Source organism: Amycolatopsis sp. CA-230715 (assembly GCF_018736145.1).
Taxonomy (GTDB): Bacteria; Actinomycetota; Actinomycetes; order Mycobacteriales; family Pseudonocardiaceae; genus Amycolatopsis.
On the sequence record NZ_CP059997.1, the window covers coordinates 6,501,660 to 6,513,640 of the forward strand.

Sequence of the window (11,981 nt, forward strand, 5' to 3'; positions counted from 1 at the left end):
ACTTCTCACGGGGCCGAGCCGTAGGTGGCTTCCTTGATCTTGCGGCGCGTGTAGTCGTCCATGGTCTTGCTGCCGGTCTTCCACAGCGTTTCCTCGATGGCCCCGGCGGGGAACGCCTTGTTGTTCGCCACCGAGTTCACCCCGCCGCGCACGCCACCCGTCGCCGCGCCGAGCAGCGCGTCCTTCCAGATGTCGCCGCTGTTCCCGTTGCCGCGGCCCACCTCGGCCGCGGACTTGGCGGCGCCGTTGGCGGCACCCTTGACCGTGTCCTTGGGGATGTCGTAGAAGACGGTTTCCTGCCAGCGCTTGGGATTGCCGAACGAGGTCAGCCATTCGTTGTTCCGCAGCACGAACCGGAACTTGTCGCCGAAGCTCGTCTGGTCCCAGGCGAGCGCGCGGGTCGTATCGCGCCCGATGAACGCGTTCGCTTCGTCTCTCGCGAGCCGGTGCGCGGCGTCGGTGGACTCGACGGTGTTGTTCGCGCGCGCCTCGTTCCGCTGCGCGTCGCTCAGGTTCCGGCGTGACGTGCTCAGGGCGTTTTCGGTGGTGCGCAAGCCTTCGGAGGCCGCGGTGAACTCCGCGCGCGCGTTCGCCAGTTCCCGGGTGGCGTCGTCGACCCAGCCCGGGTTCCCGGAGGCCCGGTACATGTCCAGCCGCAGCGCGGTCGTCTCGACGCGGCGGCTCGCGTGGTCCACCGCGTTCCGGTACGCCCGCGCGGTCTGCTCGTTCGTCCACACCTCGTCGGTGAGCCTGCGAACTTCGTCGTTCGCCCTGGTTTGCCCGCGCAGCGCGGTGTCGTAGGTGTCGCGGCTCCTCGAAAGGTTTCTGGCGAGCTTGGTGTTCTCGCCTGGTTTGTCCTTGACGCCGAGGTTTTTCGCCCGCTCGTAGGCGTTCTTGGCGTTGCCGAGCAGGCGCTGCGCGTCGGACGGCGGCGGTACGTCCGGCCTCGGCCGCGGCTGCGGGCCGATCTTCTTCACGGTGTTCTGCACCTGCTTGACGAACGGGACGAACTCCGGCTTGCCGTCCGCGCGGCGACTGACGGTGCCCGCTTCGTCGACGACCTTCTTGACGCCGCTCTTCTCCAGCAGGCCACCGATACCGCCGATGCCGCCGCTGATCCCGGCGCTGATGAACAGCCGCGCGGGGTCGATCTTCTTGTGCTGGATGCCCGCCGCGACGAGGTTCGCGGTCAGGTCGATGGCGATGTCGCGGACGCCCTCGGTGAGCATGCGGCCGTAGCCGATGCTGAACTTCGAGGTGTTCCAGGTCAGTTCGTTGACCGCGTTGACCCAGGTCCTCGCCTGGTTCAGGAAGCGCACCAGCGCGTTCAGCGCCTCGGCGAGGATCCGCAGCACCCGGACGCCGGTGGCGATCAGGTAGTTCAGCCACGCCTGCGCCCAGGCGAGCAGGGCGGGGAACGCGGCGGCCGCGGCGTAGAACGCCAGCATGGCGGCGATCTGGATGCTCAGCTCGATGATGATCTGCAGGACCGACTGGTGCGTCTTCGCGTGCTGCTGCTGCCTTGCCGCGACCGCGGCGGTGCGCTGAGCCTCCGCTTCGGCGTCGCGTATCAACGGGATCGCGCGTTCGGCGAAGGCGTTCGCGGCCTCGCCCCGCCAGTCCCGCAGGCCTGCCGCGGTCAGCTTGGCGAGGTGGTCGCTGTGCTCGTTCAGGTAGGCCGAGATTTCCGCCCAGACCTCGGCGTTGTGATCCAGCGCCGCCGGATCGCCGCCCGGGTTCGTGAGGCCGACTTCGGCCAGCGCGGTCTGCGACATCACCGGGGCCGGTGGTTCTCGGAGGCGATCGATTCGGCCTCGTTCGTGGTGTTCTTGAAGTGCTTCGCCTGTTCCGCCAGGGCATTCGCGGTCTCGATGAGGCCGAGGTGCATCTTCTCGAGCCGGTCGAGGGTGTCCACGACCTTCCCGCGGTAGGCGCGTTCGGCGGCTTCGGCGTTCGGCGTCTCGCCGTAGGCGCCGTTGGTGTCCGCGGCCCGCACCCGGAACTTCTCGATCCGCGTGCGCAGTTCGTCCGCGGAAGCGCGGAACTCCTGGCTCAGGAGCCGAATGCGCTCCCCGTCCACCGAGACCAGATCGGGCACCGGTCATCCTTTCGTTGGCCTGCACCGGAATCGACGCTACTTGCGGCATGCCGTGCTCCCGGGCCACTTCGCTCAACCGTCCGGAGCAGGCAGGGCAAAGTTCATCCGCGCGTCATCGGGTGGGGAAAACGGCTCGAATTTCCAATCGAACGGGCAAGAACCCTTGCCATCGCGGCGATTGCCCGATCGTGTCGTGGCGAGCTGCCCGAATCACCCGCGTTCGCGGGCTCGCGGTCGACGGTGAACCATGAACACCTCGGGTGCCGTGTACGTGGCATGGAGGCGACTAGCACGAGCACCGCGGCCACGAGCCCGGGTTCCGGTGGTGGATCCGGCGAGATGTGCCGGCTCACCATCACCGGTCCGTCCTCGCGCGTCGAACTGGCCGTTCCCGCGCACGTGGCGATAGCCGATCTCATGCCGACCGTGCTCGGGCACCTCGATCCCAGCCTGGCCACCTCGGGCATGGAGCACGGCGGCTGGGTGCTGCAGCGGCTCGGGGAGGAACCGCTCGACGAGGACGTCGGCACCGCCGAGGCCGGGCTGTACGACGGTGACCACCTCTTCCTGCGCCCGCGCGACGACCAGTTGCCCGCGGCCGATTTCGACGACCTCGTCGACGGCGTGCACACCGGCCTGTCCGGGCGCCGCGACACCTGGCGCCCGGCGTTCACGCGCCGCACCAGCATCATCGCCGGTGTCTTCTGCGCGCTGCTGGCCGTCTTCCTCTGCACTTACGCGGCGACGGGAACGGATGTGGCGATCGGCGCGGGCGTCGTCTGCGTGCTGCTGCTCGCCGGTTCCGCTGGTTTGTCTTGGTACGTAAGCGAAAGCGACGGTCGCGCGGTGACGCTGGCCAGCGTCGGCGTGTTCGCGGCGGCGGTGGCCGGGCTCGCGTTCCCCGGCGGGGGCGGGCCGCCGGACTGGCTCGACGGCTCGGGCATCCTCGGCGCCGGGGTGGCGATCGCGATCGCCGCGACCGTGGCGAGGGTGTCGGTGAAAACCGCGCAGCCGGTGTTCCTCGCGGTGGCCGGTGGCGGGGTGCTCACCGCGTTGGGCGGCCTGCTGAGCGCGCTCACCGGGATCGGCGACGTGGCGACCGCGGGGATCGTCGTCGTGCTCGCGCTCGCACTGACCAGGCTCGCCCCGAACATCGCCGCGTGGCTGGGAAAGCTGACGGTCGAGCCGGTGCCGACCACGCTCGACGAGTTCCAGGAAGGGCTCGACCCGCTTCCCGGCGACGACGTCCTGCGCCGCGCCGCGCAGACCGATGCGCACTTCACCGCGATCCTCGCCGTGGTCGGTGCCGTGTGCGCCGGTGGCCTGATCGCGCTGGGCATGGGCGGCCGGTGGGACACGATCGTGCTGACCGCGTTGATCAGCCTCCTGTTGCTGCTGCAGGCACGCGAGGTCGTCGGAGTCTGGCACCGGGTTTCCACCCTGGTGCCCGCAGGCGTCGGGCTGACGACGCTGCTGCTCGGGGCGAGCGCGGAGCTGCCGACCGTCGGGCGACTCGGCGTGCTGCTGGGGCTGCTTTCGCTGTGCGGCCTGGCGATGGCGGCCGCGCAGACGCTGCCCGGCAAGAAGCTGATCCCGCGCTGGGGCCGGTGGGGCGACATCTTCCAGTGGATCTTCGCGCTCGCCGTGCTGCCGATCCTGTTGTCCGTCACCGGTGTCTACGGCTGGATCGCCAGCCTGTTCTGAACCGTTTCCCGCTCCGTAGCCGTGCCAACGTTGGGAGGTGAGTGATGTACACCAGGCGGGATCAGGTGGACGCGTATTCGTTCGTCACCGGCAGGCTTGCCTCGGCGGTCCTGCGCGCCGACCCCGACGGGCCGGAGCGCCCGCTGCGGCGCACCGGGATCGGGCTCATCGTCGGCATCATGATCAGCTTGCTGGTCATCGCGATCATCGTGGTGCTGCACCTGTTCACCGGGATGGGCGCGGGCCGCAACGCCTGGAAGCAGCCCGGGGCGCTGATCGTGGCGGAGGATTCCGGCAGCCGGTACATGATGGTCGACGGCCTGCTGCGGCCGGTGCTGAACCAGGCATCCGCCCGGCTGATCACCGGGAAGGCGCCCGCGGTCGTCACCGTCAAGTCGCCCGAACTCGCCGACGTGCCGCGCGGTGCGCCGATCGGGATCCTCGGCGCGCCGGACGCGCTGCCGTCGGGATCGGCCGACAGCCCGTGGACCGTGTGCGCGGGGAACGCCCAAAGTGGATTCAAGCTGTCGGTGACGGTGGGCGCGGCGACCGGTGCGACCGAAGCGACCGACCGCCAGGCCGTGCTGGTCACCGGCGACGGACAGCTCTATCTCGCTTGGCAGGGAACGAAGTTGCGGATCGTCGCGCCGTGGGTGCCGCGGGCGCTCGGCATGGACGCGTCGCAGGCCGTGCCGGTGGATTCGTCGTGGCTCAACGCGTTGCCGTCGGGACCGGACATCGGCTCGCCACCGCTGGCGCGTGACGAAGGCAAGGCCGGTCCCACCATCAGCGGAACGTCCACTGTGGTCGGTCAGCTCGTCGTCGTGCCGGAGGCGGTCGGCGGGAACTCCTTCGTGGCGCAGGACGGCGGCCTCGTCCCGGTGACCCCGACCGTGGCCGCGCTGCTCAACGCCGACCCGGCGTGGTCGAAGAAGGAGGCGCTGCGGATCGCGCCTTCGGAACTCGCGACGCAGGCCGTGCTTCCCGCACCGGTGTGGCAGGCGGCACTGCCGCCGCAGCCGCCGAACGCGCTCGACCTGACCGGCCGTGTGCCGTGCGTGCTGTGGCACGGGGAATCGGCGCGGCTGGTGACCGCGCCGCCGCCGCGCGGGAACGCGCAGAGCAACCAGGCCGCGGGCGTGGTGCGCGACGGCAGGGTCGCCGATCGCGTCGAAGTCGTGCCCGGTGCGGGTTTCCTGGCACGGACCCGCCCGGCACCGAACGTCCCCGGCGCGGGGATCTACCTCATCACCGAATCGGGGGCCAAGTTCCCGGTGGCCAGCGCCGACGCTGCCACCGCGCTCGGGTTCTCCGCCGACAGCGCTCGGCTGGTTCCGGCCGAGCTGCTGGCACTGCTGCCGACCGGCCCAGTGCTCGAAAAAATGAACAGTACGCCGAAAGAATAGGAGAAGCGGGTGGCTCAAGGTTATCTGTCCGATGAAGCGGTGCTCGCACAGGCCGTCAACGCGGCCAACGCGGCGGTCGGCGAAATGCGGACCGTGCACAGCAAGGTGAACATGCTGTCCCCCGAAATCGCCATCGTCAACGCGTCGGGGTCCGGCAACATGCTGACCCAGCGCTTCGATTCGTGGAACATGAAGTTCAAAGAGGTCGTGGCGAGGCTGGACCAGCTCAACGCCAAGCTCGACGGCGTGCGCAAGGGCAACATCCAGATCGACAACGAAACTCAGGGCGTAACTCGCTAACAACGACGATTTGAAGGAGCAACCCCCGTGTCGCGTTTCGACGTCAACCACGACGGATACATGGATGTCAACGAGCAGCTCCGGCAGTGCCACGTGGCCACCGGCGTGATCCTCGAAGAGCTCAACGCCAAGCTGAGGAACATTTCGCAGGGTTTCGGCGGAAAGGCCGCCACCTTGTGGGCCCCGCTGCAGACCGAGTGGACCAAGCTCTACCAGGGCATGCAGGCCGATTTCAACGACAGCGTCACCAAGTCCTTCAACGTGCACGAGATCTTCAAAGAAGGCGACAACATGGGCGCCAGGATCATGAACAGCTGATCCGGCCCCCGCCTGTGGGCCCGCGTTCCCGCGGGCCCACAGGCATCCCCTCTTCCGAAACGTCTGAGAAAGGAACATTCGCCATGACCGGCAATCCGCCCGCCGACGGCGGCCCCAAGCGATCCGGGCGATTGACGGATGGCAATTCCACGAACCAGAACCCGATCGTGCCCTCGCGCGAAGGGACGCCGCTCCAGGCGAACCAGAACCCGTACTTCCCGTCGCACGACGGTTTTCCGCCGGTGAAGGACGGTCAGCAGCCGCCGGGAGAACTGGTGGACACGCTCCGGACGAGGTTCCCCGACTCGGATCCGGACGACGGTGTCCACCAGGAATGGGTTCCCGAGGACAAGCAGGTCGAGTGGGTCAAGGACGATCCGGCCAACCTGGTGCAGCGGCACCTGGCCGAGCAGCGCCCGCAGGGGTCGCCCATGCCGGTCAATCACGGCCCCCAGATGCCGTCGGATCATCCGGTCGACTGGTCGAAGGTGCATTTCCCCGGGCCTGACGGGTGGTCGGGCGGGCACCACCAGTGGAACCCGGTGACGAAGCAGGTCGACTGGATCCGGGACCCGATCACGAAGGCGCCGCCGACGGAGCAGATCCCGGTGCCGGGCGAGCACCCCGCGCCGCAGCCGCACGAGCCGTGGCTCGGTCCCGGCCCCCAGCAGCCGGATCAGCCGGTGGACTGGTCGAAGGTGCGGATTCCCGACTCCGATCCGAACGACGGGATCCACCAGCAGTGGGTACCCGAGCACGGCAGGGTCGAATGGGTCAAGGACGTGGATCCCGGGATGGTGCCCGGCCCGCAGATGCCGTCGGATCACCCGGTCGACTGGTCGAAGGTCAAGTTCCCGGACACCGACCCGAACGACGGCCACCACCTCGAATACGTGCCGGACCACAACCGCGTCGAATGGGTCAAGGACAAGCCGCCCGGCGAGGTGAAGACCCAGCGACCGGACCACGACCAGAATCCCGGTAACGGAGACACCCAGCACCCGGTTTCGCACCAGCCGCCGCCGGGAGACTCCCACCACCCGAACGGCGGCGTGGACCAGGTGGTGCACCAGCCGCCGCAGGTGCTCACCCCGGACAAGCCCGGCCTGGCCTGGGTCGCCGACCACGGGCAGTGGAAGCTCAAGTGGCTCGGCGATCCGAAGAAGGCGCCGCTGCTCGACAACGGGCCGTACGAATTGCGCGTCGGCAAGGACGGCGAACTCCAGAGCGTCTACAACGCGCGCGACAAGAACCAGCCGGTGCGGGACTTCGATTCCGATCACCAGGGCCACGGCCACCACGGCGGTCACGGGGACGACAAGAGCGGCCTGATGGTGGGCCCCGACGGCAAGGTCCACTGGGTCGGCCCGTCGGACAAGGCCCCGTTCGTCGACAACGGGAAAATCCACATCGGAAAAGACGGCGCGATCGAATTCGACGGCGCCGACGCGAAAACGGGCGGGCTGTCGCGCACCCAAGCGGATGGAAAGGTCCTCAACACGGACCCGTCCGCGGGCGCTCCGCCGAAGGACTTTCACGGTCAGCACCGTTACGGCATGTTGCCGGACGAGCAGGACACCAAGATCGCGGCGCGGCACGAGCAGGGAAAACTGCTCGGCAAGCACGACGACCCGCCGGGCAAAGACGGCGGTGGTCAGGGCAAGCCGCACGAAGGCGACCCGAACCTGCCTCCCGGCAAGTCGCAGAAGCCCCACGTCAAGTCGGAACGCCCCGGCGGTGGGGACGGGGACAAAAAGGACGGTGGCGGCGGGGGGAATCATCCGTTCGATCCCGCCAGCGTCAACGTTCCGCGCCGCCCGCCCGCCGACGGCAAGGACGGCGGTAAGGGCGGCAAGGGGGACGAGAAGGACGGTGGCGGCGGTGAGAAGCGTCCGCTCGACCCCGCCACCAGCACGGTCACGTACCGCAAGCCCACCGAGGACAAGAACGGCGACAAGAACAAGGGCAAGGACGGTGGCGGCGGCGACGGCGGTCCCAAGCGCCAGGGCTACACGATCACTTCTCCCGCTCCCGGAAACGGGGGAAACGGGGGCAAGGACGGCGGTAAGGACGGGGGCAAGAAGGACGACACGGGTGGCAAGAAGGACGGCGACGGGGACAAGAAGGACGGCGCGGGGGACAAGAAGGACGGAGACAAGAAGGACGGCGACGGCAAGGACAAGAAGCCGAAGCCGTTGCCTGCCGTCAAGGGCCCCGGTGGTTCCGGTCATCTCAGGTTCAACAAGGACGACTGGAACAAGCTGATGAGCGCCTTCAACACCTTGAACATCAGCCTGGTCGACGATGCCACGACGAACAAGGAGGACGGCATCCTCGGCGCCGACTTCCAGGTGCAGCCGAAGTCGGATTGGCAACCGGCCACGAAGCTGAACACCTGGGCGACGGGATTCGGCAACTCGGTCGTCAAGGTGAACGACGAGCTGCACACCCGGGTGGACAAGTTCGTCAGCGCGATGTCCTGGGCGACCGAAGTGTTCGAAAAAACCGATGACCTGGCGAACTACGGCCTCAACGAGTTCGTCACCGAGTTCCCCGACCTGAACTCCGGTGGCGGCAAGATGGGCGGCAAGGGTGCGTAGGGGGCGTAGTCGTGGCTGACAGCAAGGACGACCCGAACAAGGACAGCAAGGGCGGCAAGAACGAAGGAAGCGGCGGCAAAGACGGGTACATCGGCGGCGGCGGAAGCGGCAATGTCAAAGATCCCTCTGTCGACACGAACGCCGATGCGAGCACGCTGAACTACGAGCAGATTCTCTACCTGATCGCCGGAATCGGGAAGGATCTGCACGCCATCCTGGAAACCGGTTCCAACGCGGATACCGGCTGGCTGAAGTTCGCCCAAGGCGGCAGTACCGACGATGATAGTTCCGGCGGGGACGCGAAAAACAGCACGGGTAGTGGCGCGATCACCTACACGGCCTTCGATCATGTTTTCTTCAAGGTCAACTACAATGACGACCTGCTCACCTCCTGGGGTAGCGCGGTGTCCAAGACCAACGAGTTCATGGTGGACCTGCAGCGCGGGAACGTGAACAAGATCAGCGTCCAGCGCTTTATCGCCGCATATAACATGATCCACCACTACGAGGAATGGTTGAAGGACGCGGCCGCCACTTCGGCGACCTACCTGAAGCAGATAGCCAGCCCCGATTCGGAGTTCAAAGGGCGTGCCGCCTACGCCATCCAGGGGCAGGTCAGGCAGATCAACGACGTGGTGACCAAGCTGCACGGCCAGATGGTCCGGCACAAGCCCGCGGAAAAGATGATCGACCTGGCGAGCGCCCTGTCCGAATTCGGCAGGACAATGGCGGACATCTGGAACAGGGCGCACGCGAATTTGCAGACCGTGGTGCACGACGCCGTGACCGCCTACGTGGAAAACGTTCGCCACTACATCCGTGGAATCGGCATCGTCCGGGGCTACCCCAACTACGTGCTCGACTATGCCAATACTTACCAGAAGTGGTACGGCCTGAAACAGTACGTCAACGAGGTGCTCGGGGCGTACGAGTCGTGGCGGCACGACCAGTACGTCGGTTTCACGAAGCGAGGGGTGAACCACGGGGAATACGGGGAAGACGCCACTTCCTACGACGATACGAATGGGCACCTGACGTGGGACACCCCGCCCGCGTTGCCGGGCGGGGCCTCGATCCACGGAGACCTCCGGTCCAACGGCGTGTGGAACCTGATGAACACCTTCATCAGCGATCACGTGCGCAAGACCGTGCTGGACCCGATGGACACGGAAGCGCGTGCCGCCGCGGACAAACTCGCCAAGGCCTACGCGAAAGCCGAAGCCCCGTTGCACGTGCTGGAACCGGTGACCCCACCGACGATCGGCAACGTGCCACCTGGCGGCGGGCCCGGCGGTGGCGGCCCTGGTGGTGGTGACGGTGGTGATCGCAAGCCACCCCCGTTCAACCCGCCAGGCGGTGACGAGGGCGGTGGTGATCACCACGACAAGAAGCCGCCGCCGTTCAATCCTCCCGGCGGTGACGGCGGTGACCACAAGCCGCCCCCGCTCGGCGGTGACGATGGCGGTGGTGGTGACCACAAGCCGCCCCCGGTGGGTGGTGACGGTGGCGACCAGAAGCCCCCGCCGTTCAATCCTCCCGGCGGTGACGGCGGCGACAACAAGCCGCCCCCGGTCGGCGGTGACGGTGGTCCCGACGATCGCGTGAACCGGAACATCCCGGATCCCGACGGGAGCGATCCCGACGACCCGTTCGTGAAGGACCCGAACGGGCAAGGGGGAGACGGCCCACCACCGCCGATCGGCCCGTTCGGCGGCAACCCCGGCGGTAATCCCGGCGGCAACGGTCCCGACGTGAACCGGCGTTCGCTCGGGGACAACAAGGATCCCGACGGTGGCGACGGCGGTGACGGGTGGTCGCCGGACAACCCGTGGGACAAGATCGGCAAGGAGAACAACCCCTGGGACCGGATCAACAACGAGATCAACGGGAACGATCCCGGTGGGGACGACGGGCACGGCGGGGACAAGGACCACCTCCCCGGCGACAGGCCGCCCGGCGAGCACAAGAACCCCAATGGCGACGACGGCTGGTCGCCGGACGACGTCTGGGACCGGATCAACAAGGAGATCGGCGGTGACAACCCCGGTGGCGGGGACGGGAACCACCCCGGCGGCGGAGACCTGAAGATCCCGCCGCCGGGCGGCGGTGGGCACGGTCCTGGCGATGTCGGGGGCGATGTGCAGTTCAACCCGCCGGGCGGTGGCGGCGGTGGTGCGCACGGCGGAGGTCCCGGTGGCGCCGGCGGTGGTGGCGCGGGAACCGGTCCCGGTGGCGGTTCCGGGTTCGCGGGCGAGGGCTGGTCGGACTGGTCAGGGCAGCTCGGTGGCGGTCCCGGTGGTTCGGGCGGTGGCGGCGGTGGAAACGGCCAAGGAGCCCCTCCTGGCGGCATGCCCATGATGCCCCCGATGGGTGGCATGGGCGGCGGCATGGGTGGCATGGGCGGTATGGGTGGCGGCGGTGGTGGTGGCCGCGAGCGCGAACGCCAGACCTGGCTGTCGGAGGACGAAGAGGTCTGGGGCGCCGACGTCGATCTGGGCAGCGGTGTCATCGGCCGTCCCGACGGCGGACCTCGCGTCACCGACGATGCTCCGTTGCCGACGCACGTCCACACCCCGTCGAAGCCGAGCAGTGGCAAGGGGAAGCGCGACAAGGCGGACAAGCGGACCGAGACGGCCGCCGAGACGACCGGCTCCACTGCTCCGGAAGCCGCGGCGAATCCGGTCGATGCCGCCGAATCCGTGGAGCAGGTGAAGGCGCCCGGTGAGGCGAACAACGCCGGTGAGACACGCGCTGAAGGGAGTGCCTGATGGATTCGCCCTACGAAGAAGAGGTTTCGAAGTTGCTCGCGGAGTTGAAGGAGCAGCGCGAAAAGGTCTCCGGCGCGGTCGACGACATGCACGCCGTGCGGGAGACCGTCGTGTCGAAGAACAAGATGCTGAAAGCGACCGTGGACGGCCAGGGAAAACTGGTCGAGCTGGAGTTCCGCGGTGATCGCTGGCGGGATCTTTCCCCTGCCGAGCTGAGCGCCATCGTCGTCGAGGTGGTGACCGGGGCGCAGGAGAAGTCGCGCGGCATCGTCACGGAGCTGGCGTCGGCACTGGCGCCGGAGGGCGTGAACGTCTCCGAGCTGCTCTCGGAGAAGCCGGACATCGACGCCCTGTTCCCCGATATCGACAAGATGTGGAGGTCGTTCAATGAGTAAGAAGGAAAATCGCACGGCCGCGGATATTCCGGTACTCGAAGGCGGTGTGTCCAACATCGCCGGGGTCGCCGACGAGGCGCGCGCGCTGATGGCGGACTTCAGGGGCGCGGTCGCGGAGTACGGGAACGTGTTCGGGAGCTACACGAGTCACGCCGGTGCCTACCGCGGTTCGAACGGCGGCGACTTCGCCGAGATCTGGAACAAGGTGGTCGTTCCCGGCCAGGCCCACGCGATGGATTTTCTGGACCAGCTGGACGGTGCGATCGGCGACGTGGGCACGCAGACGAAGGGCGTCACGAAGAAACTGTCGGAATCGAACTCCGACGCGAACAAGGAGTCGTCCTAAGAGGACCGCTGGCCGGGTTTCTTAGTGGCGTGATGGGAAGCGGATC

10 protein-coding genes are annotated in these 11,981 nt (G+C 67.8%); 8 read left to right on the plus strand and 2 right to left on the minus strand.

All coding sequences use genetic code 11. From position 1 onward, the window contains the following. Positions 1-5 precede the first annotated feature (5 nt). Together HUW46_RS31175 and HUW46_RS31180 are read right to left on the minus strand one after the other, a co-directional pair. Positions 6-1,775, minus strand: coding sequence for a hypothetical protein (locus HUW46_RS31175; protein WP_215542341.1), 1,770 nt, complete (start codon positions 1,773-1,775; stop codon positions 6-8). Beyond that, positions 1,775-2,098 (minus strand): hypothetical protein, encoded by a 324-nt coding sequence (locus HUW46_RS31180; protein WP_215542342.1) that lies wholly within the window; start codon positions 2,096-2,098, stop codon positions 1,775-1,777. Before HUW46_RS31180 ends, HUW46_RS31175 begins: the two co-directional genes overlap by 1 nt. Before the next feature lie 339 nt (positions 2,099-2,437). Between HUW46_RS31180 and eccD the strand changes: the two genes are divergently transcribed. The 8 genes from eccD (at position 2,438) to HUW46_RS31220 (ending at position 11,935) form a co-directional block, all read left to right on the plus strand. Then, the gene (eccD, locus tag HUW46_RS31185) at positions 2,438-3,802 is read left to right on the plus strand and encodes a type VII secretion integral membrane protein EccD (RefSeq protein WP_215542343.1); all 1,365 of its coding nucleotides are present in this window, start codon (positions 2,438-2,440) and stop codon (positions 3,800-3,802) included. Positions 3,803-3,846: 44 nt separating this feature from the next. Continuing rightward, positions 3,847-5,208 (plus strand): type VII secretion protein EccB, encoded by a 1,362-nt coding sequence (gene eccB / locus HUW46_RS31190; RefSeq protein ID WP_215542344.1) that lies wholly within the window; start codon positions 3,847-3,849, stop codon positions 5,206-5,208. A gap of 9 nt (positions 5,209-5,217) precedes the next feature. Next, positions 5,218-5,508: a hypothetical protein gene (locus tag HUW46_RS31195; RefSeq protein ID WP_215542345.1), complete on the plus strand. Its 291-nt coding sequence runs from the start codon at positions 5,218-5,220 to the stop codon at positions 5,506-5,508. Between the two features lie 27 nt (positions 5,509-5,535). Then, positions 5,536-5,826: a hypothetical protein gene (locus tag HUW46_RS31200; RefSeq protein ID WP_215542346.1), complete on the plus strand. Its 291-nt coding sequence runs from the start codon at positions 5,536-5,538 to the stop codon at positions 5,824-5,826. An 83-nt stretch (positions 5,827-5,909) separates the two neighbouring features. Further along, positions 5,910-8,426 carry a hypothetical protein gene (locus tag HUW46_RS31205; protein WP_215542347.1) on the plus strand — a complete coding sequence of 839 codons (2,517 nt, stop codon included), beginning with the start codon at positions 5,910-5,912 and terminating at the stop codon, positions 8,424-8,426. Between the two features lie 11 nt (positions 8,427-8,437). Then, on the plus strand, positions 8,438-11,194 hold the full coding sequence (locus HUW46_RS31210) for a hypothetical protein (protein ID WP_215542348.1): 2,757 nt from the start codon (positions 8,438-8,440) through the stop codon (positions 11,192-11,194). Continuing rightward, on the plus strand, positions 11,194-11,589 hold the full coding sequence (locus tag HUW46_RS31215) for a YbaB/EbfC family nucleoid-associated protein (protein WP_215542349.1): 396 nt from the start codon (positions 11,194-11,196) through the stop codon (positions 11,587-11,589). Before HUW46_RS31210 ends, HUW46_RS31215 begins: the two co-directional genes overlap by 1 nt. Then, on the plus strand, positions 11,582-11,935 hold the full coding sequence (locus HUW46_RS31220; protein ID WP_215542350.1) for a hypothetical protein: 354 nt from the start codon (positions 11,582-11,584) through the stop codon (positions 11,933-11,935). The genes HUW46_RS31215 and HUW46_RS31220 overlap by 8 nt, the downstream gene beginning before the upstream one ends. Positions 11,936-11,981: the final 46 nt, after the last annotated feature.

Bases quoted from the DNA above. Each gene is read 5' to 3' on its own strand.
- HUW46_RS31175 (WP_215542341.1), bottom strand. From the start codon at position 1,775: ATGTCGCAGACCGCGCTGGCCGAAGTCGGCCTCACGAACCCGGGCGGC.
- eccD (WP_215542343.1), top strand. From the start codon at position 2,438: ATGTGCCGGCTCACCATCACCGGTCCGTCCTCGCGCGTCGAACTGGCC.
- eccB (WP_215542344.1), top strand. From the start codon at position 3,847: ATGTACACCAGGCGGGATCAGGTGGACGCGTATTCGTTCGTCACCGGC.
- HUW46_RS31205 (WP_215542347.1), top strand. From the start codon at position 5,910: ATGACCGGCAATCCGCCCGCCGACGGCGGCCCCAAGCGATCCGGGCGA.
- HUW46_RS31215 (WP_215542349.1), top strand. From the start codon at position 11,194: ATGGATTCGCCCTACGAAGAAGAGGTTTCGAAGTTGCTCGCGGAGTTG.
- HUW46_RS31220 (WP_215542350.1), top strand. From the start codon at position 11,582: ATGAGTAAGAAGGAAAATCGCACGGCCGCGGATATTCCGGTACTCGAA.